The organism is Ottowia pentelensis, from assembly GCF_964341695.1.
Map to the genome: position 1 here is coordinate 3,161,298 of NZ_OZ224513.1, position 25,244 is coordinate 3,186,541.

The following is a 25,244-nucleotide window of genomic DNA, read 5'->3' on the forward strand; positions in this document are numbered from 1 at the left end:
GACATCAGACGTAGTGGTCCACCAGCAGCGCGGCGAACAGCAGCGACAGGTGGATCAGGGAAAAGCGGAAGGTCTTGCGCGCCTGCGCGTCCGAATAGTGGCGCCACAGCTTGAAGGCCTGCCAGATGAAGCCGCCGTTGAGCACCAGCGCCGCCACCAGGTACAGCCAGCCGCTCATGCGGTAGATGAAGGGCAGCAGGCAGGCCGCCAGCAGGATCAGCGTGTACAGCAGCACCTGCAGGCGGGTGAACTCGTTGCCGTGCGTCACCGGCAGCATGGGCAGGCCGCTCTTGCGGTAGTCCTCCACCCGGTACAGCGCCAGCGCCCAGAAGTGCGGCGGCGTCCAGATGAAGATGATGAGAAACAGCATCAACGCCTCGGGGCCGACGTGGTCGGTCATGGCGGCCCAGCCCAGCACCGGGGGCATGGCGCCCGAGGCGCCGCCGATGACGATGTTCTGCGGTGTCAGCGGCTTGAGGATGACGGTGTAGACGATGGCGTAGCCGACGAAGGTGGCGAACGTCAGCCACATGGTCAGCGGGTTGATCCACACCAGCAGGATGGCCGAGCCCAGGATGCACAGCCCGGCCGAGAACCACAGCGCCTGCATGTCCGACAGCTGCCCGCGCGCCGTGGGGCGCCAGGCGGTGCGCTTCATGTGCGTGTCGATGCTTTTCTCGATCAGGCAGTTGAAGGCCGCCGCCGCCGCCGCCACCAGCCAGATGCCCAGCGAGGCCACGACGATCTTGCCCGCCTGCGCCCAGCTGGGCACGCCGGGCACGGCCAGCACGGCGCCGATCAGGGCGCAGAACACGATCAGCTGCACCACGCGCGGCTTGGTCAGCTCGTAATACTGGCGCCACACCGGCAAGGCGGGCGTGCCGGCGACCTGCGCCGCCGCGGCGGGGATGGGTCCGTGATGGCTATGGCTCATGCATGCACTCCTGCGGGTCGGCCTGCGCCTGTCGGCTGGCGCTCCGCGGCGCGGCTGGCGCACAGCGCCCAGACCAGCACCGTCATCAGGGCCGCGGCGCCGCCGGTGTGCACCACCGCCGCCAGCAGCGGCCAGCCCAGCACCACGTTGGACAGGCCGGTGACGAATTGCAGCAGCGCCAGCCCCAGCAGCGCCCGCCGCTGCCGCGGCAGCGCGCCCGCGCGGTGCAGGCCCCACACCAGCGCCAGCAGCAGCGCGAACACCAGGTAGGCGAACAGACGATGGGTGTAGTGAATGGCCGTCAGCGCGGCAAAGCTCAGCAGCCCGCCATCGCCCTGTTCGCCCAGCGGGCGCCACAGCTCGAAGCCCTGGGCGAAGTCCATCGGCGGCCACCAGCTGCCCTGGCAGGTCGGAAAGCCGCTGCAGGCCAGCACCGCGTAGTTGGTGCTGACCCAGCCGCCCAGCGCCAGCTGCACACCCACGGCCACGGCGGTCAGCCACAGCAGCGCGCGCAGGCCGCGGCCCAGCGTCTCGGCCGCGCCGGCGTCACCGGCCTGGCGATAGCGCTCGGCCTGCATCGTCAACAGCGCCAGCAGGCCCACGCCGCCCAGCAGGTGCAGGGTGACGATGGCGGGAAAGAGCTTCATGGTCACCGTCAGCGCGCCGAACGCGCCCTGGGCAATGACCCACAGCAGGGTGAGCAGCGGCCAGCCGGGGCTGACCGCCGCCGGTGCGGCGCCCGCCGCGCGCCGCGCGCGCCGCCATTGCAGCCAGGTGGCCAGGCACAGCACGATGATCAGCACGCCCACGCCGGTGGCCAGGTAGCGGTGGACCATCTCCACCCAGGCCTTGCCGTGGGTGACGGGGCCGGTCGGCATGGCCGACTGCGCCGCCTCGATGTGATCGCGCGCGCCCACCGGGCTCATGTGGCCGTAGCAACCGGGCCAGTCGGGGCAGCCCAGGCCCGAGTCGGTCAGGCGCGTGAAGGCGCCGAACAGCACCAGGTCGAAGGTCAAAAACAGCGTCAGCAAGGTCAGCGCGCGCAACTGCGTGGCCGGCGCCGCGCCCCGGTGGCGCAGCCACAGCCAGGCCAGCGGCCCCAGCGCGACGGCCAGGCCCATGCCCATCAGCCGCAGGGCCGGGCTCAGGTTGTACAGGGCGACCGCATCCATGACCGTCTACTTGGCGGCCGGCGCCTCGCGCCCGGCGGTGTCCCAGCCGGCCGAGGCGCGCATCAGCCGCTCCAGATCGTGCCGCGCCTTGCTGGCGCCTTCCTTGTCCAGGCGTGCCGGGAAGCGCATCATCCAGTGGCCGAGCGGATCGACCACGTACAGGTGCTCTTCCAGGCGTTGGCCACTTTCGGGCTGCAGCCACTGGGCCAGCGCGGCGCGCGGCACGCGCAGCACCACGGCCTCGCGCAGCGCGGGCTTGAGCGCCTCGCGCACGGGCTGGTCGTCATCCACCAGCCACACCCAGTCCATGCGGTCGCGGTTCTTGCCCATGCTCTCGTGCAGCTGGCGCTCGAAGTACAGGTTGCTTTCGCACTCGGCATCGCAGGCGCCGCCGGCCACGCTGATCAGCAGCCACTGGCCCTTGAGCCGCTCCAGATCGACGGTCTTGCCCTCCGGGTCGGTCGCCGCCAGTGCGGGCATGGGGCGCTGCGGGTCGATCAGCTGGCCGTAGTTGGTGCGGCCCTGGGGCCGGATCACGTAGTAGCTGAAATACGAGGCGACCACGGGCGCGGCGCACACCAGCGCCAGCAGCAGCATCTGCCAACGTCCCGCGCGCGTGCGGCGGGCATCGCTGGCCAGGGCGGCGCCGGGCGTGGGCAGGGTGTGCACCGTCAGGCCCAGCGGCTGCTCGGCCGCGTGCTTGGGGTTAGGAGCCGCGGGAGCCGCGCCGGATGAAACGTAGAGGTCGGACAACTTGGAACCAGATAAAAAGCCCGCCGATCAAGGCGCACAGGCTGAACCACTGAAATGCATAGCTGTAATTGGTGCCGGCGCCGCTCACCAGCAGCGGCCAGTCGCGCTCGAGGCCTTCGCCGGGGCCGCCGGTTTGCTGCACCACCGCGGCCAGCAGGGGCAGGCCGGTTTCGCGGGCGTAGGCCGGCAAGTCGATATTTTGCCGGATCGGGCCCGGCGACTCTTGACCAAGGGCAAACAGGGACGGCACATGGGTCAAGACACGTCCGCTCACCTGCACCGTGCCCGCCGGGGTTTGAACCTGGGGCAGCGCCAGCCGATTGTCGAAATTGCGCGGCACCCAGCCACGCAACACCAGCACGTCGGCGCCACCGCCGTCCAGACGCAGGGGCGTGGCCACGTAGAAGCCGCTGCGCTGGTCCATGGGCCGGTTGTCCAGGTAAACCGTGCGCTCGCCCAGCCATTGGCCCGTCAGCGTCACCTTGCGCTGGGCGAGTGCCGCCACGTCCGCCGCGCTCCGCGCAGCCAGCAGGGCCTGGGCGTCGACGGGCGGCAGGGTCTCGGCCGCCTGCTCGGCGGCCAGTACCGCCTCTTTCTCGGCCGCGCGGGCGAGTTGCCAGCGCCCCAGGCCGGCCGTGACCGCCATGCCCAGCAGGGCGACCGCCAGCAGAAAAATCCGGCGCGCCGTCATGCGAGGCACCGCCGCCGGATAATCGCCGGCATGAAGTCATTGCTGCTTGGCATCGCGTTCGTGGCCATCATCGCCAGCCTCGGTTCCGCCCTGTTTTTCATGATGCGCAGGCCTGGCGAGCGCAGTTCGGACGAAGAGCGCCTGCAGGACGACCGCCGCCGCGCGCGCGGCATGTTCTGGTCGCTGGCGCTGCGCGTGGGCTTGTCGGTGTTCGTGTTCGTGTGCATCCTGCTGGCCTGGGAGCTGGGCTATCTCCACCCCTCGGGGTTGCCGATCAATCCGTGACCGGCTCCAAGCAAAAGAGCGCCGGCGGGCGCTCTTTTGTGTTGGACTCAAAACCGCGTCTCAGGTTCAGATCCAGTACACCAGGATGTAGAGGAACAGCCACACCACGTCCACGAAGTGCCAGTACCAGGCGGCACCTTCGAAGCCGAAGTGGTGCTCCGGCGTGAAGTGCCCCTTCATCAGGCGCAGCGTGATGAAGAACAGCATCAGCATGCCCACCAGCACGTGAAAGCCGTGAAAGCCCGTGAGCATGAAGAAGGTCGAGCCGTACATGCCCGAGGCCAGCGTCATGTTCAGCTCGGTGTAGGCGTGGTGGTATTCGTAGCCCTGCACGATCAGGAAGGTCAGGCCCAGCAGCACCGTGATCCACATGAAGGCGATGCAGCGCGCGCGCTTGCCGGCCTGCAGCGCATGGTGGGCAATGGTCAGCGTGACGCCCGAGGACAGCAGCAGCGCCGTGTTGATGGTGGGCAGCCAGAACGGGCCCATGGTCTGAAAGGGCTCGACGGTGCCCGCCGGCGACCCGGTGGTGCCGGGCGCGGCGCTGGGCCACACGGACTTGAAGTCGGGCCACAGCAGCGCGTTGTTCAGGTTGCCGAGCTCGGGCATCGAGTGCTTGTGCGCCCACCACAGGGCGGTGAAGAAGGCGCCGAAGAACATCACTTCGGAGAAGATGAACCAGCTCATGCTCCAGCGGAACGAGGTGTCGACCCGCCGGCCGTACAGGCCGCCTTCGCTCTCGTGCGCGGAGTCGCGGAACCAATGAAACAGCGTGTACAGCCACCACAGGATGCCAACCAGAAAAATCCAGTGGCCGGCGTCGATGCGGTTGATCCACAGCGTGCCGCCGATGATCATGGCGAACAGGCCGATGGCCGCCATGATGGGGTGCCGCGACGGGTGCGGTACGAAGTAATACGGCGCGGTGCCGCCTGCGGTGCTGCTCATGTCAACGTCACTCCTGTGCTCTCGATTCTGTCGTTCGTTCTGTTTTGTCTTTCAGCGGCCCGATCGGCGCCCCTCAGGCACCAGCCGCCACCCATCGCACCACCGCGATCAGCAGGCCCACGAACACCAGCAGGGCCACCAGCGCCGCCACGACGATGGTCGTGGGGCTGACCCGCGCCACGTCGGCGCGGTGCGCGCTGGACTTGCGCACGCCCAGCAGGCCCCAGGCCACGATCTTCAGCGAGTGGCCCAGCGAGGGCGCGCCGACGTCGGCCTCCGGCTTTGGCGCCTGCCGCGAAGGATCGGTGTCGGGGCGATTCATGCGCCCTTCCCGTCCGGCCGCGCCAGCGCGGCGCTGTTGGTGTCGGGTGCGGCAGGCGTCTTGCCGCCGACCTCGAAGAAGGTATAGGACAAGGTGATGGTGCTCACGTCCTTGGGCAGGTGCGAGTCGATCACGAACACCACCGGCCATTCGCGCTTCTCGCCCGGCTCCAGCGTGTACTGGTTGAAGCAGAAGCACTCCACCTTGTTGAAGTGCGGCGCCGCCTGCCGCGGGGCGTAGCTGGGAATGGCCTGCGCCGTGACGCGGTGGTCCTGCACGTTCTGAAACTCGTACATCACCGTCGACAGCTCGCCCGGATGCACCTTCAGGGTGCGCAGCGCGGGCTTGAACTTGAAGGCGCCGCGCGCGTTGGCGTCAAACTCGACGGTGATGGTGCGGCTGCGGTCAACCTGGGTGTTGGCCGCCACGCGCCGCGCGGCGTCGCCCGTGGCCGCCGCGTCGCCCGGCAACTCGCCGCCCGACAACGTCAGGATGTTGATGCCCGTGACCTCGCAAATCGTGCGGTACAAGGGAATCAGCGCGTAGCCGAAGGCGAACATGCCGACGGCCACCACCGCCAGCTTGCCCACCATCTTGAGGTTTTCAAGCCGCAAGCTCATCGCGCCATGCCCTCAGTGGCCCAGCAGCATGTAGCGCCGCACCACGAAGCCGATCAGCAGCAGCGCCACCACGCTGGCCAGGATCAGGCCCAGCCGCACGTTGCGCCTGCGCAGTTCGCGCTGCTCCGGCGTGTTGTTGGCCATCACGAAACCCTCGTTCGCCCCGGGTCGAATCAGGCGATGATCCGGGTGGCCGACGCGTCCAGCTTGGGCGGCGTCTCGAAGGTGTGGAAGGGCGCCGGCGAGGGCACTTCCCACTCCAGGCCTTCGGCACCTTCCCAGGGCTTCTGGGGCGCGGGCTCGCCCTTGCCGCGCAGCATGGGCAGCGCGACGGCGAAGAAGAAGTACAGCTGCGCGGCGCCGAAGAAGAAGGCGCCGATGGAGGCGATCATGTTGAAGTCGGCGAACTGCATGGGGTAGTCGGCGTAGCGACGCGGCATGCCGGCCAAGCCCAGGAAGTGCATGGGGAAGAAGGCGACGTTGAACGAGATCATCGACCACCAGAAGTGGATTTTGCCGCGCGTCTCGTTGTACATCACGCCCGTCCACTTGGGCGACCAGTAGTAGTAGGCGCCGAAGATGGCGAACAACGAGCCCGCCACCAGCACGTAGTGGAAGTGGGCAATGATGTAGTAGGTGTCCTGGATCTGGGTGTCGATCGGCACCACGGCCGGGATCACGCCGGTGAAGCCGCCGATGGTGAACACGAAGATGAAGCCGACCGCCCACAGCATGGGGGTCTCGAAGGTCATGGAGCCGCGCCACATGGTGGCCGTCCAGTTGAACACCTTCACGCCGGTCGGGATGGCGATCAGCATGGTGCCGTACATGAAGAACAGCTGGCCGGTGACCGGCATGCCGACGGTGAACATGTGGTGCGCCCAGACGATCATCGACAGCGTGGCGATGGAAGCCAGCGCGTAGACCATCGAGGTGTAGCCGAACAGACGCTTGCGCGCAAACGTGGGCACGATCTGGCTGATCATGCCGAAGGCCGGCAAGATCATGATGTAGACCTCGGGGTGACCGAAGAACCAGAAGATGTGCTGGTACATCACCGGGTCGCCGCCGCCGGCGGCGTTGAAGAAGCTGGTGCCGAAGTGGCGGTCGGTCAGCGTCATCGTGATGGCGCCGGCGAACACCGGCATCACGGCGATCAGCAGGTAGGCGGTGATCAGCCAGCTCCAGCAGAACATGGGCATCTTCATCAGCGTCATGCCCGGGGCGCGCATGTTCAGCACGGTGACGATGATGTTGATGGCGCCCATGATGGACGAGGCGCCCATGATGTGCAGCGAAAAGATGGCTGCGTCCAGCGACATCGGCATCTGCGCCGACAGCGGGGCGTACAGCGTCCAGCCGCCGGCGGGTGCGCCGCCGGGCATGAAGAAGGTGGACGCCAGCGTGATGCCGGCCGGCACCAGCAGCCAGAAGCTGAGGTTGTTCATGCGCGCGAAGGCCATGTCCGAGGCGCCGATCTGCAGCGGGATCATCCAGTTGGCGAAGCCCACGAAGGCCGGCATGATGGCGCCGAACACCATGATCAGCCCGTGCATGGTGGTGAACGAGTTGAACATCTCCGGGTTGACGATCTGCAGGCCGGGCTCGAACAGCTCGGCGCGGATCAGCATGGCCAGCAACCCGCCCACCATCAGCATGGTGAACGAGAACAGCAGGTACATCGTGCCGATGTCCTTGTGGTTGGTGGCGAACACCCAGCGGCGCCAACCCGTCGGCGCGTGGCCATGATCGTCATGCGCGTGATCGAGGTGACCGGCGTGGGGGTTGGGAAGTACGGCGCTCATGGAGATTTCTCCGGATATCAGACTTGATCGATGGAAGGGGCGTCAGGTGGCGGGCGAGCGGCTCAGCCCGGGAACGTGCCCGCGCGGGCGGCCACGAACTCGGACGGCTGCACGATCTGCCCCGTCGCGTTGCTCCAGTGATTCTTGGTGTAGGTGACGACCGCCGCCAGATCGGTGTCCGACAGTTGCTTCCACGACGGCATGGCGCCGTTGGCGCGGCCTTCCAGCACCACATGCATCTGCTCGGCCGCCGGCCCCTTGACGATGGCGCTGCCGTCCAGCGGCTTGATGGCGCCGGCGCCCTTGCCGTTGGCCTGGTGGCAGGCCGCGCAGTTGGCGGCGTAGACCTTGGCGCCGCGCGCCTCCAGGTCGGCCAGCGTCCAGACCTTGCTGGGATCGTCGGCGGCCGCGGCCATCTTCTTGTTCTGCGCCTCGACCCAGGCGGCGTACTCTTCTTGCGGCAGCACCTTCACGTGGATGGGCATGTAGGCGTGTTCCTTGCCGCACAGCTCGGCGCACTGGCCGTAGTAGTCGCCCGCCTTCTCGGCACGGAACCAGGTGTCGCGCACGAAGCCGGGGATGGCATCTTGCTTGACGCCGAAGGCCGGCACGAACCAGGCGTGGATGACGTCGTTGGCGGTGACGATGACGCGCACCTTCTTGTTGACCGGCACCACCAGCGGGTTGTCGACCTTCAGCAGGTAGTCGTCGCCGGCCGGCGTGCCGGCGTCCGACAGCGCGCGCTGCGAGGAGTCGAGCGTGGACAGGAAGGAGATGCCCTCGCCCTCGCCCGTCAGGTAATCGTAGCCCCACTTCCACTGGTAGCCGGTGGCCTTGATGGTGAGGTCGGGATTGCTGGTGTCCTTCTGGGCGATGATGACCTTGGTGGCGGGGGCCGCCATGCCGATCACGATCAGGAAGGGCACCACGGTCCAGGCGATCTCGACCACCAGCGATTCGTGGAAGTGCGCCGCCTTGGCGCCGCGCGACTTGCGGTGGTGCCAGATGGAGTACGACATCACGCCGAACACGCCGATGAAGATCAGCGTGCAGATGATCAGCAGCATCCAGTGCAGCTCGTGCTGGGCCTGCGAGATCTGGGTGACGCCGGTCGTCAGGTTGAGCTGATTCACGCCCGGGCCACCGGGCAGATCGTGCACCTCGGCCGCGTGCGCGGCGGTGGTGGCCCAAGCCATCAATGCGACGGCGCTGTGGCCGGCCGCGCCTGCCACGGTTTTCATCATGCTCTTCATCGTGTCACGTCTTCCACAAACACAAACCTTCATGCGCCCGTTGGCCGACCGCCACGAGACGCCCGGACCGCAGGAGGCTCTGGCACCGCGCCAAGCCCTGCCCGCGCGTCGCATCACGCATCCTCGGTCATTGCAGCGCTGGCAAGCCCCGGTGCAAACCCGCGGCGCCGCGCCCTCCATGCGTGCTTGGACACAAGTTTAACCGACTCGCAACCCCAAACTCGACGTTCCGTGACAAATCTCAAGGCTTGGGCGCGGGCTTGGAACTCTCGCCCGCGCGCAGCGAGGCGCGCGTGCGGTGCACCGTCAGCCCTTCGCGCGGCGCGGCGCGCTGCGCCGAGGGCCGCAGCGCGTGGCCATAGATGATCTCGAACGTCAGTTCGAGCGGCGCGCCGGCGCTCGGGCGCAGGCCTTGGTCCAGCACCGCCTCCAGACGCCGGCGCCACGCGGTCGTGCGCAGGCCACCAAAGCGCCCCGGATGCAGGTTGCGCCCCAGCTCGCGCAGCTCGGCCAGCAGGCGCGCCGGGGTGTCGAAGGACAGCGTGATGTGCTCCATGTCCATCACCGGATCGGCAAAGCCGGCCATGGCCAGCTGGTCACCCCAGTCGTGCATGTCGGTGAAATCCTGCAGCGGCGGCGGCCAGCCCAGCTCGGCATACAGCGCGCGCAGCTCGCGCAGGGTGTCGGGCCCGAAGCACGAGAACATCAGAAAGCCGTCGGGCGCCAGCGCGCGCCGCCAGTCGGCCATCAGCGCCTGGGGGTCGGCGTGGTGGTGGGCCAGCATGTTGGCCCACAGCAACTGCGCGGCGCCTTCCGGCGGAGTGCTCACGACCTGCACGTCAGGTGCGCCGCGGCGCCCGGGCAACAGCCGCTGCCACCAGTGTTTTGCTATTGATTCAGAAGCATTTGGCGCTTTCTGCACCTGGGCTGCCACCTCAAAACACCCTGAATCCGGGTAATGCGCCATCACCAGCGCGCGCGCCTGCTGGCCGCCGCCCACGGGCTCCCAGTGCACCCATTGGGTGACGGGCAGCCGAATCCAGGGCAGACGCTCGGCCATGCGGCGGGCGACTTCCTGGTGCAGCCAGGGTGAATCGGGGTGGGGCAGCGCGGCCCAGCGCCGGGCGGCAACGGGGTCGATGGTGGGAGGACGTTCGGAAGGCATGGCTTGCCGCCGCAGTATATTGACCCGCCCCTCGACCTGCCCCGTCGCCCATCGCCGCATCCGCCGCCTTCGATGCTTGCCCGCCTGCTCTTCCCCGGCGCCTGGCCCAGCCGCTGCGCCGTCTGCCAGCGCTGGCCCGCGCAGACCATCTGCCCGGCATGCGCCGCGCGCTTTGCCCCGGCGCAGGCGCGTTGCGAAACCTGCGCGCTGCCGGTGGCGCCCGGCGTGCCGCGCTGCGGCGCCTGCCTGGCGGCGCCCCCGCCGCTGGAGCGCTGCCTGGTCGCCGCCGCCTACCAGTGGCCGTGGTCGGGACTGATCGCGCGGCTGAAGTTCCAGCAGGACGTGGGCCTGGCCGGGCCGCTGGCCGCCCTGCTGCGGCAGGCGCCGGGCGTGGCCGAGGCGCTGGCGCAGGCCGACTGGGTGCTGCCCATGCCGCTGGCGCGCCAGCGCCTGGCCGAGCGCGGCTACAACCCGGCGTTGCTGCTGGCGCGCGCTTTGGCGCCGGGGCGCTGCCCAAGCGCCTGGCTGCTGCGCGTGCGCGACACCCCGCCGCAGCGCGGCCTGAGCCGCGCCGAGCGCCTGCGCAACGTGCGCGGCGCCTTTGCGTTGGCGCCGGGCCGCGTGGGCGCGCTGCAGGGGCGGCGCGTGGTGCTGATCGACGACGTGATGACCACCGGCGCCACCCTGAACGAAGCGGCGCGCACCTTGCGCGAGGCCGCCGCGCCGGCGCACGTCACCGCGCTGGCGCTGGCCCGCACCGAAGCGCGCACCGAGGTGCCGGACTGAGACAATCGCCGGCCATGTTCCACATCGTCCTGGTCGAACCCGAGATTCCGCCCAACACCGGCAACGTCATTCGCCTGGCGGCCAACACCGGCTGCGACCTGCACCTGATCGAGCCGCTGGGCTTTTCGATGGACGACAAGCTGCTGCGCCGCGCCGGGCTGGACTACCACGAGTACACCGCCGTGCGCCGACATGCCGACTGGGACGCCTTTGTCGCCGCCGAGCGGCCCGATGCGGCGCGGCTGTTCGCCTTCACCACGCAGGGCGCGTGCAGCGTGTACCAGGTGGCCTTCGCCCCCGGCGACTGGCTGGTGTTCGGCGCCGAAACGCGGGGCTTGTCGCCGGCGCTGCGCGCGCGCCTGGCGCCGGCGCGGCAGCTGCGCCTGCCCATGCGGCCCGATCAGCGCAGCCTGAATCTGTCCAACGCCGTGGCCGTCAGCGTGTTCGAGGCCTGGCGGCAAAACGGCTTCGCGGGCGCCGCCGAGGCTTGAGAGGGATCAGGTGTAGTAGCGCGCCACGGACTCGGCCACGCACACCGGCTTGTCGCTGCCCTCGCGCTCGAGGGTGTTCTTCCAGACCAGTTGCTGGCCGCCCTCGATGGGCGTGGCTTCCAGCAGCTGCATGCGCGAGCGCAGGCGGCTGCCCACCGGCACGGGCGAGGTGAAGCGCACCTTGTTCAGCCCGTAGTTGACGCCCATGCGCACGTCGCCCACCTTGAGGGTGCGCTGCGCAAAGCCGGCCACCAGCGACAGCGTCAGAAAGCCGTGCGCGATGGGCGCGCCGAACGGCCCGGCCGCCGCGCGCTCGGCATCGACGTGGATCCACTGATGGTCGCCCGTGGCGTCGGCGAACTGGTTGATGTGCTGCTGGGTCACGGTGTGCCAGTCGCTCACGGCCACTTCCTGGCCGACGCAGGCGACCAACTGGGCCAGGGTGTCGAAGGTTTTCATACGGGCAATTTAGCGGAGACGGACCTTGAAGCAAGTCATGGATGCGACTGATCGAGCCAGCGGCACAGGTCCCGCCACTGCTCCAGATCGCGCTGCACGCGGCCGGGCGCGACGTCGAACAGCGTCAGGCCGCGCGCCGCCAGGTGCACGTAGTTCTGCGTCGGCCGCAGCTGCGCCAGCACCGGCAGGCCCAGGTCGTGGGTGAACTGGCGCAGCTGCTCGGCCGCCAGCGTGCGCTCGTCCACCCGCATGCCGACCAGGCCCAGCGCCGGCCCGCCGCGGCCGCGCAGGGCCTGCAGCTCGTCGATGAATTCGCGCGTGGCGTAGATGTCGAAGATGCTGGGCTGCAGCGGCACCAGCACGCGGTCGGCCAGACGCAGGGCGTCCTTGAGCTGCAGGCCGCGCAGGCCGGCGGGCGTGTCCAGCACCACGTGGGTGGTGCCCTTGGGCGGGCGCACGATGAAGTCGCGCTGCACGTCCCAGCTGCCGATGGGACGCGCGGCCGCGGGGCGCAGGCCCAGCCACAGGCGCGCGGACTGCTGGCGGTCCACGTCGCCCAGCATCACGGCGTGGCCGCGGCTGGCCCAGTAGCCCGCGACGCTGGTGGCCAGCGTGGACTTGCCCACGCCGCCCTTGGGATTGGCGATGACGACCACCGGCATGACCCGAACCTCCTCGATCGAACAGGGTTGTGACGCGATGTTAGCCGCTTGCCGGCGCGCGGCCGCCGGCGGCGTCGGCTCGTAAGATGCGCCGGCATGGAACACGCCCCGCCCTGGCTCGTCAACAGCTTTGTCTACCTGGCCGCGTCGGTGCTGGCGGTGACGCTGTCGCGCACCATCGGGCTGGGCGCCATCATCGGCTACCTGGTGGCGGGCCTTGCGATCGGACCCTGGGGCCTGGGGCTGATCGCCAACGTGCAGGACATCCTGCACTTTGCCGAGTTCGGCGTGGTGCTGATGATGTTCCTGGTCGGGCTGGAGCTGCAGCCGCGCCGGCTGTGGAGCCTGCGCCGCCCCATCTTCGGCTGGGGCAGCGCGCAGGTGCTGATTTGCGCGCTGGCGATCACCGGCGCCGCGCTGGCGCTGGGCGTGGCTTGGCGCACCGCCCTGGTGGCCGGGCTGGGACTGGCGCTGTCCAGCACGGCGATTGCGCTGCAGGTGCTGGACGAGCGCAACCTGATGCACACCTCGTCCGGCCAGGCGGGCTTTTCCATCCTGCTGTTCCAGGACGTGGCCGCCATCCCCATCCTGGCGCTGCTGCCCCTGCTGGCGGCCAGCGGTCAGCACGAAGCCGCCGTCGCCGGCCCGCGCTGGCTGGAGGCGCTGAAGACCGTGGCCGCCATCGCCGCCATCGTGTTCGGCGGGCGCCTGCTGCTGCGCCCGGCGCTGCGCTGGATCGCGCGCAGCGGCTCGACCGAGCTGTTCACCGCCGCCGCCCTGCTGCTGGTGGTGGGCATCGCCGGCCTGATGCAGTGGGTGGGGCTGTCGATGGCGCTGGGCGCCTTCCTGGCCGGCGTGCTGCTGGCCGAGAGCGAATACCGGCGCGAGCTGGAGACCGACATCGAGCCCTTCAAGGGCCTGCTGATGGGCCTGTTCTTCGTCGCCGTCGGCATGAGCATCGACTTCGGCGTGCTGCTGGCCTCGCCGGGACTGATGCTGGGCGTGCTGCTGGGCTTTCTGGCCCTGAAGCTGCTGGTGATTGCCGCGCTGGCGCGGCTGCTGCGGCTGCCGCTGCAGGAGCGCCCGGTGTTCACGCTGCTGCTGGCGCAGGGCGGCGAGTTCGCCTTCGTGGTGTTTCGCGCCGCCGCCGACGTCAATGCCCTGCCGGCCGACGTGGCCTCGCTGCTGATCGGCGCCGTGGCGCTGTCGATGCTGCTGACGCCGCTGGCTCTAGTGGCGGTGGACCGCTGGCTGCTGCCGCGCTACGCCGACTGCGGGCGTCCGCCCGCGCCGCCCGAGCTGTCGGAGCCGCAAAGCGCGCCGGTCATCATTGCCGGCTTCGGCCGCTACGGCCAGATCGTGAGCCGCCTGCTGAGCGCCGAGGGCGTGGCCGTCACGGTGCTGGACCACGACGCCGAGATGATCGAGGCGGCGCGCGTGTTCGGCTCACGCGTGTTCTACGGCGACGCCACGCGGCTGGACCTGCTGCGCATCGCCGGCGCCGCCGAGGCGCGGATTCTGGTGGTGGCGGTGGACGACGTCGAGCAGTCGCTGGCCATCGTCGATCTGGCGCGCCAGCACTTTCCCCAGCTGGAGCTGGTGGCCCGCGCGCGCGACGTCACGCACTGGAACCAGTTGCGCGACCGCGGCGTGATGCGCGTGCAGCGCGAGCTGTTCGAGTCCAGCCTGCTCAGCGGCCGCAGCGTGCTCGAACTGCTGGGCGCCAGCACCGATGCGGCGCGCTTCAGCGCCGACCGCTTTCGCCGCCACAACCTGGCGCTGTTCGAGCAGATGCACCCCTACTACAAGGACCGCGCCAAGCTGATCTCGGTGGTGGTGCGCGGGCGCCTGCAGTTCGAGGAACAGCTGGCCCAGGAGCGCGAGCAGGCGGCCAACGCAGCCGCGGCGAACGCGCTGCCGCCGGTCGCACCCGGCGATGCGCCCCAGCGCGATTGAGCCTCGAATCCGGCCCCAGCCCGCTCCCGCCAAGCGCAGCCAGCTATCAAACTTGCTGTTGTGGCCGAGCGCGGCTCAAACCCGCTCCAGCACCACCGCAATGCCCTGCCCCACGCCAATGCACATGGTGCACAGCGCGTACCTGCCCCCCAGCGTGTGCAGCTGGCTGACGGCGGTGGTGGCCAGGCGCGCACCCGACGCACCCAGCGGGTGACCCAGGGCAATGGCGCCGCCCCACTGATTCACGCGTGGGTCATCGTCTTTGATGCCCAGATCGCGCAGCACCGCCAGGCCCTGGGCGGCAAAGGCTTCGTTGAGCTCGATCACGTCCATCTGTTCGAGCTTGAGGCCGGTGAGCTCAAGCACCTTGCGCACGGCGGGTGCGGGGCCGAAGCCCATGATGCGCGGGGCCACGCCGGCCGTGGCCATGCCGAGCACGCGGGCCCTGGGGGTCAGGCCGTATTGTTTGGCCGCTTCTTCATTGGCCAGCAGCAGGGCGCAGGCGCCGTCGTTGACGCCGGATGCGTTGCCGGCAGTCACGCTGCCGTCGGGGCGCACCACGCCTTTGAGCTTGGCCAGCGCTTCCAGCGTGGTCTTGCGCGGGTGTTCGTCGGTGTCGACGACGATGGCGTCGCCCTTCTTCTGCGGGATGGTGACGGGGCAGATTTCCTGGGCCAGGTGGCCGGCGGCCATGGCGGCGGCGGCCTTGTGCTGGCTGGCCAGGGCCATGCGGTCCTGGGCCTCGCGTTCGATCTTGAAGTCCGTGGCGACGTTCTCGGCGGTCTCGGGCATGGAGTCGACGCCGTACTGGGCTTTCATCAGCTTGTTGACGAAGCGCCAGCCGATGGTGGTGTCATACACGGCATTGCTGCGGCTGAAGGCGGACTCGGCCTTGGGCATGACGAAGGGGGCGCGGCTCATGCTCTCGACGCCGCCGGCGATCATCAAGCGGGCTTCGCCGGCCTTGATGGCGCGCGCGGCGCTGCCGACGGCGTCGAGACCCGAGCCGCACAGGCGGTTGATGGTGGCGCCGGGCACCTCGATCGGCAGGCCGGCCAGCAGGGCGGACATGCGCGCGACGTTGCGGTTGTCTTCGCCGGCCTGGTTGGCGTTGCCGTACAGAACATCCGTCACGGCAGCCCAATCGACCTTGGGGTTGCGCGCCATCAGGGCCTTGATGGGAATGGCGCCCAGGTCGTCGGTGCGCACGCTGGCCAGGGCGCCACCGTAGCGGCCGAAGGGGGTGCGGATGGCGTCGCAGATGAGGGCTGGGGTCATGATGGGCTCCTGAAGAAGAAATTATGGGGCGACGGGCTGGCCGACCAGGCGCTGCAATTCGTCGAACGGCAGGCCGTCGACCCGATCGATCAGGCGCAAACCTTGCGGCGTGCATTCGAAGGTCGCCAGGTCGGTGTAGATGCGCTTGACGCAGCCGATGGCCGTCAGCGGGTAGCTGCACTGGGCGACGATCTTGCTCGCGCCCTGCTTGGTCAGCAGGTCCATCATGACCCAGGTCTGCTTGGCGCCCACGGCCAAGTCCATGGCACCGCCGACGGCCGGGATGGCGCCGGGCTCGCCGGTGCTCCAGTTGGCCAAATCGCCCGTGGTGGACACCTGAAAGGCGCCCAGCACGCACACGTCCAGATGGCCGCCGCGCATCATGGCGAAGCTGTCGGCGTGGTGAAAGAAGGCGCCGCCCGGCAGCAGCGTCACGGGCTGCTTGCCGGCGTTGATGAGGTCGTAGTCCTCGCTGCCCGCGGCCGGCGCAGGGCCCATGCCCAGGATGCCGTTCTCTGAGTGCAGGATGACCTCGCGCCCTCCGGGGATGTGGTTAGCCACCAGGGTCGGCTGGCCGATGCCGAGGTTGACGTACGAGCCGTCCGGGATGTCCTGCGCCACGCGCCGGGCGAGTTCGTTTTTACTGCGTTTTTGATAGCTGCCCACGCTGATTTTCCTTGAGCCGGGGGCCGATCAGGCTGCATTCTTGAAACCGCCAGCCTGGGTCGCCACGCGCGCGATCCTGACCACCTTGGTGACGAAGATACCCGGGGTGACGATGGCTTCGGGGTCGAGCTGACCCAGCTCGACGATCTCGTGCACCGTGGCCACGGTGAATTTGGCGGCGGTGGCCATCACCGGGCCGAAATTGCGCGCCGCCATGCGGTAGCTCAGATTGCCCCAGCGGTCGCCGCGTTCGGCCTTGACCAGGGCCACGTCGCCGTGGATCGGGTATTCGAGCACGTGGTCGCGGCCGTCGATGCGGCGCGTTTCCTTGGTGCTGCCGTCGGCGTTCTTCGCCAGCTCGGTGCCGAAGCCGGTGGGCGTGAAGAAGGCGCCGACGCCGGCACCGGCGGCGCGCAGGCGCTCGGCCAGGTTGCCCTGCGGCACCAGTTCCAGCTCGATCTTGCCGCTGCGGTACAGGGCGTCGAACACGTGGCTGTCGGCCTGGCGCGGAAAGCTGCAGATGATCTTGCGCACACGCCCGGCCGCCAGCAGCGCGGCCAGGCCGGTGTCGCCGTTGCCGGCGTTGTTGTTGACGACCGTGAGATCCCTGGCGCCCTGCGCGATCAGGCCGTCGATCAGTTCACCCGGAATGCCGGCGGTGCCGAAGCCGCCGATGAGCACCGTGGCGCCGTCTTGCACGCCGGACAGCGCGTCGGCCACCGAGGCGGCGATCTTGTCGATCATGGAAAAGCTCTCCTGTGGGCGGCGGCCGCGCCGCCATGAACATCGGGACCGACTCGGCCAGCGAGCCGCCCAGCGGCGAATCTTTCGACCCGCCCAATGTTCGATTAGTGAACATTTGTTCGTATAATGAATTGAATTATAGGCGCCCGGCACCAAAAGGCCAAGCCCCATGCGCGACACCCCGCCCCCGACCGCTGCCCTGACCACCGATCACGCGCCCGCCCCGCGCCCCGGCGACAGCTATGTGCAGTCCTTCGCGCGCGGGCTGGAGGTGATCCGCTCCTTCAGCGCGGCCGCGCCGCAGCAGACGCTGTCCGAGGTCGCCGCCCGCACGGGCCTCACGCGCGCCGGCGCGCGGCGCATCCTGCTCACGCTGCAGACGCTGGGCTACGTGCAGAGCGACGGCAAGCTGTTCCGCCTGACGCCGCGCATCCTGGACCTGGGCTTCGCCTATCTGTCGTCGATGCCGATGTGGAACCTGGCCGAATCGGCCATGGAGCAGTTGGCCGAACAGGTGCAGGAGTCCTGCTCGGCCGCGGTGCTGGACGGCGCCGACATCGTCTACGTGCTGCGCGTGTCCACGCACAAGATCATGAGCATCGGCCTGGGCACCGGCTCGCGCCTGCCGGCGTACTGCACCTCGATGGGCCGGGTGCTGCTGGCCGGCCTGCCCGAGGACGAAGCGCGCGCGCTGCTCGACGCCCATCCGCGCCCCACCCACACGCGCCACACCCTCACCGACGTCGATGCGCTGATGGCGCGCGTGCAGAAGGCGCGCAGCCAGGGCTGGGCACTGGTCGACCAAGAACTGGAGGAAGGGCTGATCTCCGTCGCCGTGCCCATCACCGATCGCCAGGGGCGTGTGATCGCGGCCTTGAACGTTTCCGGCCAGGCCAACCGCACCAGCGCGCGCGTGATGCAGGCCGAGTTCCTGCCGCCCCTGCTGCTGGCCGCGCGCCAAATTTCTGCGCTGCTGGCGGGGCGCTGAACTGGGTGGCCGCTCGACAGGCACAGGAAGACTCGTCCGCGGTGCCGCGGATGGTTCACCTGAGTGCGTCAAACCCGATGCGGCCTTGCCTGCCGCACCGTGCTCATGGGCGACTCTCGGGACGACCGGGCAATGGCCGGCCGAGTGATACCCTTGCTCCCATGTTCGCCCCGTCACAAGAGCAAGTCCGCCGATTTTTCTGTACCGCGTGGGCCAAACAGCAGGCGGGCCAGCCGATGGAAGCCATCGAGCAGCTGGCCGCCGGCTGGATCGCCGAGCACCCGGAGTGGCACGCCGACTTCGCCGACGCCGAGGCCGCCGTGGCGCGCGACTATGGTGACGGCGCGGTCGGTGGCAACCCGTTTTTGCACCTGTCGATGCACTTGTCGATCAGCGAGCAGTGCAGCATCGACCAGCCGCGCGGCATCCGCCAGGCGGTCGAGCTGCTGGCGCACCGCCGCGGCGACCTGCACGCTGCCCACCACGAGGTGATGGAATCCCTGGGCCAGATGCTGGCCGACGCCCAGGCCAGCGGCCGCCCGCCCGATGGCGAGGCCTACGTGGCCGACGTGCAGCGCCGCGCCACGCGCGACTGAAGCGCTCGGCCTGAACTCTGCTTTTGATAGCTGTTCGCGTTTGTCAGACGGGCGCCAGAGGCCAAAAACACATCAAACTTCAGGGCACTTCAGGCGCGCGGCTTGGTGAACGGCAGCACCAGGCGCGATGGGTGGATCGCATCGCGGTAGATCTTGTGCGTCACTGGCCGGCCCACCGGCAGGTGGTAGGCGTCGGGCGGCAGCAGGGCGTTGTGCTCATCGGCCATCGGCTCGTTGCACATCAGCTCGACCACCAGCTTGTGCCCCGGCAGAAAAGTCGCCGCGAACGGATACAGGCGCAGCACGTATTCCTCGATCTGGCCGGGTTCGACCGGCACGGCGCGGGTGTGCGGGTGATGCGGGTTGCCCTCGGTGCTGCGCTGCTCGTCCAGCTCGCGGTGCGAGGCCTTGAGCAAGCCCGTGGTGATCAGCTGGCGCTTGCCGGCCGGTGCCTCGTCCCAGAGCCGGAGGATGAAATTGGTGTCGGGCTGGTCGATCTCGGCGAACAGGTGCGCGGCGCCGGTACCGATCATCTCGGTCGGCTCCTCGAACGGCGCGGTCGTCCAGCTGATCGTCTCGACCTGGTCGGTGACGGTGAGCGGCGCCTGGTAGAAGCCGTCCGGCGCGGCGTGCTCCGGCCCCATGAGTTCCGGCTCCTGCGACAGCTTGCGCCGTGGCCGCAGGTACAGCGGCCGGTACTCGATGTCCCTGGGCGGCCACTGCCCGCCCGTCGCCACCTCGCGCGTGCCTTCGACGAAGACCTGCACCGCCGGCTCGTCCATGATGCCGTTGTCGATGCCCTTGAGCCAGTGGTCGTACCAGCGGAACATCTTGTCGTGTTCCTCGATCCAGGGACGCGACTGCATGGGCGGGTAGGCGCCGATGTCGAGCTTCTTGGGGCCCTTGAGCACGTTGAACAGGTCGATGTGGCCATCGACCGTCCAGCCCCGGCCCTGGTCGATCTGGAGGTAGACGGGGATGTCGATGTTCGCCGCCAGCGTGATCGGGTTGCGCTCCTTGTACCAGGGGCCGTCCAGTTCGTTCATCACGATGTCGAACCAGAACTCGCGGTTCTTCGGGTACTTGAGCACGTGCACCAGGTTCGGCCAGGCCGCCACATCCGGATCCCTGAGTCGCGCATCGACGAGCTTCTTCAGTTCCTCGGGCGCATGCACCTCCTGCATGCGCGAACGGACGTTGGTGTGCGCGATGCCGGAATCACCGCCCCGGCCCTCGCGGGCGGCACGCGGCATGAACCACATGACGCCGCCGTGGTAGGTGGTCTCGTAGAAGTCGAAATGGCCGCCGCTGACAAAGATCGCCTTCAGATGCGGCGGCCGCTCGGCCGCCGCCAGCACCTGCATGGAGCCGAAGTAGGAAATGCCGATCATGCCGACGTTGCCGTCGCACCAGGGCTGCGCCGCCACCCATTCGATCAGGTCGTACAGGTCCTGCCCCTGCGACACGCCGCCGAAGTTGTAGTTGCCGATCATCACACCGCCCGAATCGCCGGTGCCGCGCACATCGCCGATCACGTGCACATAGCCCTCGCGCACCACGCGCGCGATGTCGCCGGCCTCGATGCAGCCGTCCCACATCGGGCTGGGCCGGCGCTGCGGCGGCATGGTGAGCGCCAGCGCCTGCAGTTCCTTGCCGTAGGCGCTCATGGCGATCAGCGCCGGGCGCGGCCGGTTCTCCTCGCCCTGATACGCGTCCACCGCCAGTTCGACGCCGTCGCGCATCGGCACCCGGAGGTCCTTGAGAATCTCGATGCGCTCGCCGCCGGCGCTCCATGTTTGCTGTCTGCTCATGTCCATCCTTCGCTTGTTCTTCAATCGAGCGTGATGCCGATCTTGCGGACCACGTCGCCCATGCGCACGTATTCCTTCTTCACGAAGTCGGCGAATTCCTGGCGCGACATCGGGGTCAGCGTGTAGCCACGCTCCTTCATGGTCTGCACGAACTCGGGTTGCGCGAGCGCCTTGTTCACGGCGTCGTGCAGTTTGTCCAGACGCGCGGCAGGCGTGCCCTTGGGCGCGAACACCCCGTCCCACGAAAAAATCTCGTAGCCCGGCACCGTCGCCGCGATGGTCGGCGTGCCCGGCAGCGCCGCCAGGGGCTGCCTGGTCGACACCGCGATCGCACGCAACTTGCCGCCATTGAGCTGCGGCGCCAGCGGCGGCATGACGTCGATCATGAACGACACCCGACCGGCCATCATGTCGATGTAGGCCGCCGACGAACTCTTGTACGGCACATGGCTGAACTGGGCACCGGTCATCTGCTGCAGCAGGGCGCAGGCCAGGTGGGAGACGGTGCCGTTGCCGCCCGAGGCGCAGGTCACTTCGCCGGGCTTTTGCTTGGCGCGCGCGATGATGTCACCCACGCTGTGAAACGGCGAGTCCTTGGCGACCGCCAGCGCCAGCGCGGTGGTGCCCATCAGCGCCACCGGTTCGAAGTCGTTGATCGAATAGCCCGGCTTCTTGTAGAGGGCGTGGTTGGTGCCCATCGTGCCCATGGTGCCGAACACGATGGTGTTGCCATCGGCCGGCGCCTTGGCCGCCCAGGCGGTGCCGATGTTGCCGCCCGCGCCAGCCCGGTTCTCGACAATGAAGGTGGTGCCCAGCACCTTGCTGAACTCGTTGGCGAACAGGCGGGTCAGGGTGTCGCCGCCGCCGCCGGGCGAGAACGGCGCCACGAAAGTGATGGGCCCCTTGGGCCAGTCGGCCGGCTGCGCGAGCGCGACGGGAAGCGCCGCCACAGCGGCGACGGCGACGGCCGCTTGGCCGACACGGCGGGTGAAAGATGCAAGGCGTTGCCGAATGAACACGGTTTGTCTCCTGCGGATGGATGACGGATGGAACGGCCGCCCGGCACGGGAGGCGACCGCAAGAAGGAACCACGATGCGCCTGTACGCCCAAGATGGGCATCGAACGCAAGGATGGAAGTCCATCGTAGAGATCACGGATTCATGTGTCCAATTGATAATCATCATCCGTAAAATGAACTGATTTCATACTGATGGCGCTCGCACCGGCATCGACGCGCCCTCGTCCGATGAACCTCGACAACTTCGACCTCAACCTGATCCGCGTCTTCCTGGCGATTGCCAAGCATCGCAACGTCACCGAGGCCAGTCGGGAATTGCACCTGACCCAATCCAGCGTCAGCCACGCGCTGGCGCGCTTGCGCAGCCTCTGCAACGACCCCTTGTTCGTGCGCTCCAGCGGCGCGATGGCGCCCACCGTCGTGGCCCAGGCCATGATCGAGCCACTGGAGCAGGCGCTGAAGTCGGTCCGTCAAAGCCTGGGCCATGCCACGCCGTTCGACCCGCGCACGAGCGAGCGCCGCTTCAATCTGCTGTTGACCGACGTCGGCCAGACCGCCTACCTACCGGCGCTGCTGGCGTACCTTGGCGAACACGCGCCGTCCATCGGCATCGACGTGCTGCATCTGCCGATGGACGGCTACCCCAAGGCCTTCGCCGATGGCGTGGCGGACCTCGCGGTCGGCTACATGCCCACGCTGTACGGCGGCTTTCACCACCAGGTCCTGTTCACGACACCGCAGGTCTGCATGCTGCGCGCCGACCACCCCGACATCCGGCAAAGCATCTCGCTCGAACAGTACCTGGCTGCCACGCATGTGGTCGTCGAACCGCCGGGGCGCGGTCCGGGCGTGGTGGAAAAGGCCTTGGGCAAGGCCCGACTGCAGCGCAGGATTGCCGTCCGCCTGCCCAACATCTCGGCCGGGCCACTGATCGTGCGCCGGACCCGTCACATCATGACCGTGCCGGCCCAGATCGACGTGTTCCAGGGCGGTCTGACGGGTATCGTGTTTCTCCCGCTGCCATTCGACGTTGAGGTCATGGACATCGGCATGCTCTGGCACGAGCGAACCCACAACGACCCGGCCAACCGCTGGCTGCGCAAGGCCATGGTCGAGATTTTTTCGGATGCCGGCGCCAACTCAGCAGCCACCGAAGCCGGTCGCAATCCCTGAAGCTCTCGCCCTCGCCTGATCTGGACTGCGTGCGCCGGCGTGCCACGCGAGATTGAGTCAGCTATTTTATTGATAGCTTTCCGCGCTTGATCGACGGGGCCACAGGCCCGTTTAACTTGTAATTCGAACGCCTCAACAAAAAACCCGCCAGCGGCGGGTTTCTTGTTGGTTGAGCGCGTCGCCCTCAGCGAAAACGCCCCTGCGGCACCGTGCGGATGTCGCCCGGCAGCGAGCCGATGTAGTAGGCGATGGCCTTCAGCTCGGCGTTGGTGAACTGCTTGGCCATGCCGGCCATGATGGGGTTGCCGCGGCCCCAGGTGGCGTGGGTGTCGTCCTTGTAGGCCGTGAGCGCGGCGTACAGGTAGTCGGGGTACTGGCCGGCGATCTTGGGGTAGGCCGGATCGATCGGCTTGTTGAAGTTCTCGCCGTGGCAGGACACGCAGGCGCCCTTTTGCAGCAGGGCCGCCACGTCGGCACGGGCCGCGCGCGGCGTGGCCGGCACCTCGGGCGCGTCCTTGACCTCGCCCAGCGCCGTGTAATAGGCGGCCACGTCGGCCATGTCCTGCTCGGTCAGCGAGCCGGCGATGCCGCGCATGCTGGGGTGCTTGCGGTTGGCCTTCTTGTACTCGGTGAGCGCGGCTTCCAGGTACTTGGGGTTCTGGCCGGCGATCTTGGGGACGTGGTAGACCTCGGGGAAGTTGGTCTTGTAGTCCGTGATGCCGTGGCAGCCGATGCACATCGCCACCTTGCCCGCACCCGCCTCGACGTTGCCCGTGACCTGGGCCTGGGCGGTCGTCGCCAGGCCGGCGGCGGCGATGAGGGCAGCGAACATCGGGGACAGGTTCGGTTTCATTTTGCGCGCACAATCCATGTTGTTTGATCCAGATCAGCGGCCGATTGTAATCAAGCTTATCCGCCCGCTGAACGCCATCTCCCCATGACCGCCACAGGCCACCATTCAGCATGAAATTCCAGGGCACCGATTCCTACGTCGCCACGCAAGACCTGATGCTTGCCGTGAACGCCTCCATCACCCTCAAGCGCCCGCTGCTGGTCAAGGGCGAACCGGGCACCGGCAAGACCATGCTGGCCGAGGAAGTGGCCAGCGCGCTGAAGCTGCCGCTGCTGCAGTGGCACATCAAGTCCACCACCAAGGCGCAGCAGGGCCTGTACGAGTACGACGCCGTGAGCCGCCTGCGCGACAGCCAGTTGGGCGACGACCGCGTCAAGGACATCCACAACTACATTGTCAAGGGCGTGCTGTGGCAGGCCTTCACGGCCGACGAGCCGGTGGCGCTCCTGGTCGACGAGATCGACAAGGCCGACATCGAGTTTCCCAACGACCTGCTGCGCGAGCTCGACCGCATGGAGTTCCACTGCTACGAGACGCGCGAGACCATCAAGGCCAGGCATCGCCCGGTGGTGTTCATCACCTCCAACAACGAAAAAGAGCTGCCCGACGCCTTTCTGCGCCGCTGCTTCTTTCACTACATCAAGTTCCCCGAGCCGGAGACGATGAAGCAGATCGTCGACGTGCACTTCCCCGACCTCAAGAAGGACCTGCTGGCCGCCGCCATGAAGGTGTTCTTCGACGTGCGCGGCCTGCCAGGGCTGAAGAAAAAGCCCTCCACCAGCGAGCTGCTCGACTGGCTCAAGCTGCTGGTGGCCGAGGACATCCCCGCCGAGGCCCTGCACAGCAAGGACGACAAGGTGGCGGTGCCGCCGCTGGTCGGCGCGCTGCTGAAAAACGAGCAGGACACCACGCTGTTCGAGAAGCTGGTGTTCATGAACCAGCGCAACCGCTGAGCCATGCCCGCCCTGCTGGTCAAGATCCTGTCGGACGTCGTCGGCTTCGTCGGCGGCGCGCTGGCCGGCTACTGGCTGGCGCGCGCGGCCGGCATCGACGTGCTGCGCGATTTGCACAGCAACGCCAGCGTGCTCGGCATCGCGGCCATCGGCCTCGGCGGCGGCATCGGCCTGGGCGCCGCGCGCCGCTGGCGCCAGGCGCGCGACGCGGGTTGAGACCCGCCCGCCAGCCAGGAGCCCGCCGATGAGCTTCGTCCAACCCGTCACCCTGAGCGAGCGCGGCATCCGCCTGGAGCCGCTGGCGCCGGCGCACGAGGCCGGCCTGCGCGCCGCCGCCGCCGACGGCCAGTTGTGGAACATCCGCGTCACCAGCGTGCCCGAACCCGAGCAGACGCGCGCCTACATCGACACCGCCCTGCAGATGCGCGAGCAGGGCAGCCGCTTTGCCTTTGCCGTCGTCGACGAAGCCAGCGCGCGCGTGCTGGGCTCCACCAGCTTTCACGACATCCTGCCGGCCGTGCAGCGCGTCGAGATCGGCTACACGTGGTACGCGCACAGCGTGCAGCGCAGCCACGTCAACACCACGTGCAAGCTGCTGATGATGGGCCACGCCTTCGACACCCTGGGCTGCCAGGTCGTGGGCTGGCGCACCGACAACTACAACTTCGCCAGCCAGCGCGCCATCGAGCGCCTGGGCGCCAAGAAGGACGGCGTGATCCGCCACCACGCGCTGCGCCGCGACGGCACCGTGCGCGACACCGTGATGTACAGCATGACGGCCGCCGAGTGGCCCGAGGCGCGGGCGCAGCTGCTCTATTTATTGAAGCGCCGTGCGCAGACCCCATAAGCGCTGGAGGCCGA

The 25,244-nt window shown here is 68.4% G+C and carries 29 protein-coding genes; 10 read left to right on the forward strand and 19 right to left on the reverse strand.

The window, feature by feature from the left end; all coding sequences use genetic code 11:
• Nucleotides 1-4 precede the first annotated feature (4 nt).
• From cyoE to ACWHMB_RS15225, 4 genes are read right to left on the reverse strand one after another with little or no spacing between them, the layout of a single operon-like run.
• Nucleotides 5-934, reverse strand: a complete 930-nt coding sequence (gene cyoE, locus ACWHMB_RS15210) for a heme o synthase (protein WP_293221372.1) — start codon at nucleotides 932-934, stop codon at nucleotides 5-7.
• On the reverse strand, nucleotides 931-2,106 hold the full coding sequence (locus ACWHMB_RS15215) for a COX15/CtaA family protein (protein ID WP_377484009.1): 1,176 nt from the start codon (nucleotides 2,104-2,106) through the stop codon (nucleotides 931-933). Before ACWHMB_RS15215 ends, cyoE begins: the two co-directional genes overlap by 4 nt.
• Before the next feature lie 6 nt (nucleotides 2,107-2,112).
• Entirely contained in the window at nucleotides 2,113-2,859 is a 747-nt protein-coding gene (locus ACWHMB_RS15220) for a hypothetical protein (protein ID WP_293221368.1), read from the reverse strand.
• Nucleotides 2,813-3,550: an SURF1 family protein gene (locus ACWHMB_RS15225; RefSeq protein WP_377484011.1), complete on the reverse strand. Its 738-nt coding sequence runs from the start codon at nucleotides 3,548-3,550 to the stop codon at nucleotides 2,813-2,815. The genes ACWHMB_RS15220 and ACWHMB_RS15225 overlap by 47 nt, the downstream gene beginning before the upstream one ends.
• A gap of 30 nt (nucleotides 3,551-3,580) precedes the next feature.
• Between ACWHMB_RS15225 and ACWHMB_RS15230 the strand changes: the two genes are divergently transcribed.
• Entirely contained in the window at nucleotides 3,581-3,835 is a 255-nt protein-coding gene (locus ACWHMB_RS15230; protein ID WP_377484013.1) for a DUF2909 domain-containing protein, read from the forward strand.
• A gap of 66 nt (nucleotides 3,836-3,901) precedes the next feature.
• Here ACWHMB_RS15230 and ACWHMB_RS15235 read toward each other — a convergent pair whose 3' ends face one another.
• The 7 genes from ACWHMB_RS15235 to ACWHMB_RS15265 form a co-directional block, all read right to left on the reverse strand.
• Nucleotides 3,902-4,783, reverse strand: a complete 882-nt coding sequence (locus tag ACWHMB_RS15235; RefSeq protein WP_377484015.1) for a cytochrome c oxidase subunit 3 — start codon at nucleotides 4,781-4,783, stop codon at nucleotides 3,902-3,904.
• 73 nt (nucleotides 4,784-4,856) lie between these two features.
• On the reverse strand, nucleotides 4,857-5,105 hold the full coding sequence (locus tag ACWHMB_RS15240; RefSeq protein WP_377484018.1) for a DUF2970 domain-containing protein: 249 nt from the start codon (nucleotides 5,103-5,105) through the stop codon (nucleotides 4,857-4,859).
• On the reverse strand, nucleotides 5,102-5,725 hold the full coding sequence (locus tag ACWHMB_RS15245; protein ID WP_377484020.1) for a cytochrome c oxidase assembly protein: 624 nt from the start codon (nucleotides 5,723-5,725) through the stop codon (nucleotides 5,102-5,104). Before ACWHMB_RS15245 ends, ACWHMB_RS15240 begins: the two co-directional genes overlap by 4 nt.
• A 12-nt stretch (nucleotides 5,726-5,737) precedes the next feature.
• The gene (locus tag ACWHMB_RS15250) at nucleotides 5,738-5,869 is read right to left on the reverse strand and encodes a cytochrome oxidase small assembly protein (protein ID WP_293224646.1); all 132 of its coding nucleotides are present in this window, start codon (nucleotides 5,867-5,869) and stop codon (nucleotides 5,738-5,740) included.
• Nucleotides 5,870-5,898: 29 nt separating this feature from the next.
• Nucleotides 5,899-7,530, reverse strand: coding sequence for a cytochrome c oxidase subunit I (gene ctaD, locus ACWHMB_RS15255; protein WP_377484023.1), 1,632 nt, complete (start codon nucleotides 7,528-7,530; stop codon nucleotides 5,899-5,901).
• A 62-nt stretch (nucleotides 7,531-7,592) separates the two neighbouring features.
• Nucleotides 7,593-8,726, reverse strand: coding sequence for a cytochrome c oxidase subunit II (gene coxB / locus ACWHMB_RS15260; RefSeq protein WP_293226648.1), 1,134 nt, complete (start codon nucleotides 8,724-8,726; stop codon nucleotides 7,593-7,595).
• Nucleotides 8,727-9,024: 298 nt separating this feature from the next.
• Entirely contained in the window at nucleotides 9,025-9,948 is a 924-nt protein-coding gene (locus tag ACWHMB_RS15265) for a class I SAM-dependent methyltransferase (protein WP_377484025.1), read from the reverse strand.
• 72 nt (nucleotides 9,949-10,020) lie between these two features.
• Here ACWHMB_RS15265 and ACWHMB_RS15270 point away from each other — a divergent pair, with 72 nt between their 5' ends.
• Together ACWHMB_RS15270 and trmL are read left to right on the forward strand one after the other, a co-directional pair.
• Nucleotides 10,021-10,734, forward strand: coding sequence for a ComF family protein (locus ACWHMB_RS15270; protein WP_377484027.1), 714 nt, complete (start codon nucleotides 10,021-10,023; stop codon nucleotides 10,732-10,734).
• A 14-nt stretch (nucleotides 10,735-10,748) separates the two neighbouring features.
• Nucleotides 10,749-11,225, forward strand: coding sequence for a tRNA (uridine(34)/cytosine(34)/5-carboxymethylaminomethyluridine(34)-2'-O)-methyltransferase TrmL (gene trmL / locus ACWHMB_RS15275; protein ID WP_377484029.1), 477 nt, complete (start codon nucleotides 10,749-10,751; stop codon nucleotides 11,223-11,225).
• Between the two features lie 6 nt (nucleotides 11,226-11,231).
• Here the strand turns inward: trmL and ACWHMB_RS15280 are convergent, their stop codons facing one another.
• Both ACWHMB_RS15280 and ACWHMB_RS15285 read right to left on the reverse strand, forming a co-directional pair.
• Nucleotides 11,232-11,684 carry a MaoC family dehydratase gene (locus ACWHMB_RS15280; RefSeq protein WP_377484031.1) on the reverse strand — a complete coding sequence of 151 codons (453 nt, stop codon included), beginning with the start codon at nucleotides 11,682-11,684 and terminating at the stop codon, nucleotides 11,232-11,234.
• Between the two features lie 35 nt (nucleotides 11,685-11,719).
• A complete protein-coding gene (locus ACWHMB_RS15285) occupies nucleotides 11,720-12,346 on the reverse strand; it encodes a nucleotide-binding protein (RefSeq protein WP_377484033.1) in 627 nt (208 codons plus the stop codon).
• A gap of 96 nt (nucleotides 12,347-12,442) precedes the next feature.
• Here ACWHMB_RS15285 and kefC point away from each other — a divergent pair, with 96 nt between their 5' ends.
• The gene (kefC, locus tag ACWHMB_RS15290) at nucleotides 12,443-14,302 is read left to right on the forward strand and encodes a glutathione-regulated potassium-efflux system protein KefC (RefSeq protein ID WP_377484035.1); all 1,860 of its coding nucleotides are present in this window, start codon (nucleotides 12,443-12,445) and stop codon (nucleotides 14,300-14,302) included.
• A gap of 75 nt (nucleotides 14,303-14,377) precedes the next feature.
• On the opposite strand, the gene pcaF is transcribed toward kefC, so the two are convergent.
• Genes pcaF through ACWHMB_RS15305 form a run of 3 tightly spaced genes read right to left on the reverse strand, consistent with a single transcriptional unit; the run spans nucleotide 14,378 to nucleotide 16,990 of the window.
• On the reverse strand, nucleotides 14,378-15,580 hold the full coding sequence (pcaF, locus tag ACWHMB_RS15295; RefSeq protein WP_377484038.1) for a 3-oxoadipyl-CoA thiolase: 1,203 nt from the start codon (nucleotides 15,578-15,580) through the stop codon (nucleotides 14,378-14,380).
• Between the two features lie 21 nt (nucleotides 15,581-15,601).
• Complete coding sequence (locus tag ACWHMB_RS15300) at nucleotides 15,602-16,246, reverse strand: 3-oxoacid CoA-transferase subunit B (protein ID WP_377484040.1); 645 nt, start codon at nucleotides 16,244-16,246, stop codon at nucleotides 15,602-15,604.
• A gap of 27 nt (nucleotides 16,247-16,273) precedes the next feature.
• The gene (locus ACWHMB_RS15305) at nucleotides 16,274-16,990 is read right to left on the reverse strand and encodes a 3-oxoacid CoA-transferase subunit A (protein ID WP_377484043.1); all 717 of its coding nucleotides are present in this window, start codon (nucleotides 16,988-16,990) and stop codon (nucleotides 16,274-16,276) included.
• 169 nt (nucleotides 16,991-17,159) lie between these two features.
• On the opposite strand from ACWHMB_RS15305, the gene ACWHMB_RS15310 reads away from it, so the two are divergent.
• Entirely contained in the window at nucleotides 17,160-17,978 is an 819-nt protein-coding gene (locus ACWHMB_RS15310; protein ID WP_377484045.1) for an IclR family transcriptional regulator, read from the forward strand.
• Nucleotides 17,979-18,139: 161 nt separating this feature from the next.
• Entirely contained in the window at nucleotides 18,140-18,574 is a 435-nt protein-coding gene (locus ACWHMB_RS15315; protein WP_377484047.1) for a DUF1841 family protein, read from the forward strand.
• A gap of 89 nt (nucleotides 18,575-18,663) precedes the next feature.
• Here ACWHMB_RS15315 and ACWHMB_RS15320 read toward each other — a convergent pair whose 3' ends face one another.
• Both ACWHMB_RS15320 and ACWHMB_RS15325 read right to left on the reverse strand, forming a co-directional pair.
• Complete coding sequence (locus tag ACWHMB_RS15320) at nucleotides 18,664-20,385, reverse strand: CocE/NonD family hydrolase (RefSeq protein WP_377484049.1); 1,722 nt, start codon at nucleotides 20,383-20,385, stop codon at nucleotides 18,664-18,666.
• 20 nt (nucleotides 20,386-20,405) lie between these two features.
• Nucleotides 20,406-21,404 carry a Bug family tripartite tricarboxylate transporter substrate binding protein gene (locus tag ACWHMB_RS15325; RefSeq protein WP_377484051.1) on the reverse strand — a complete coding sequence of 333 codons (999 nt, stop codon included), beginning with the start codon at nucleotides 21,402-21,404 and terminating at the stop codon, nucleotides 20,406-20,408.
• A gap of 228 nt (nucleotides 21,405-21,632) precedes the next feature.
• On the opposite strand from ACWHMB_RS15325, the gene ACWHMB_RS15330 reads away from it, so the two are divergent.
• The gene (locus tag ACWHMB_RS15330) at nucleotides 21,633-22,577 is read left to right on the forward strand and encodes a LysR family transcriptional regulator (RefSeq protein WP_447648580.1); all 945 of its coding nucleotides are present in this window, start codon (nucleotides 21,633-21,635) and stop codon (nucleotides 22,575-22,577) included.
• Between the two features lie 184 nt (nucleotides 22,578-22,761).
• Here the strand turns inward: ACWHMB_RS15330 and ACWHMB_RS15335 are convergent, their stop codons facing one another.
• Nucleotides 22,762-23,430 (reverse strand): c-type cytochrome, encoded by a 669-nt coding sequence (locus tag ACWHMB_RS15335; protein WP_293223499.1) that lies wholly within the window; start codon nucleotides 23,428-23,430, stop codon nucleotides 22,762-22,764.
• Between the two features lie 110 nt (nucleotides 23,431-23,540).
• Here ACWHMB_RS15335 and ACWHMB_RS15340 point away from each other — a divergent pair, with 110 nt between their 5' ends.
• From ACWHMB_RS15340 to ACWHMB_RS15350, 3 genes are read left to right on the forward strand one after another with little or no spacing between them, the layout of a single operon-like run.
• Nucleotides 23,541-24,383, forward strand: coding sequence for an AAA family ATPase (locus ACWHMB_RS15340; RefSeq protein WP_377484055.1), 843 nt, complete (start codon nucleotides 23,541-23,543; stop codon nucleotides 24,381-24,383).
• A 3-nt stretch (nucleotides 24,384-24,386) separates the two neighbouring features.
• On the forward strand, nucleotides 24,387-24,599 hold the full coding sequence (locus ACWHMB_RS15345; RefSeq protein ID WP_293223495.1) for a hypothetical protein: 213 nt from the start codon (nucleotides 24,387-24,389) through the stop codon (nucleotides 24,597-24,599).
• 28 nt (nucleotides 24,600-24,627) lie between these two features.
• Nucleotides 24,628-25,230 carry a GNAT family N-acetyltransferase gene (locus tag ACWHMB_RS15350; RefSeq protein WP_377484057.1) on the forward strand — a complete coding sequence of 201 codons (603 nt, stop codon included), beginning with the start codon at nucleotides 24,628-24,630 and terminating at the stop codon, nucleotides 25,228-25,230.
• Nucleotides 25,231-25,244: the final 14 nt, after the last annotated feature.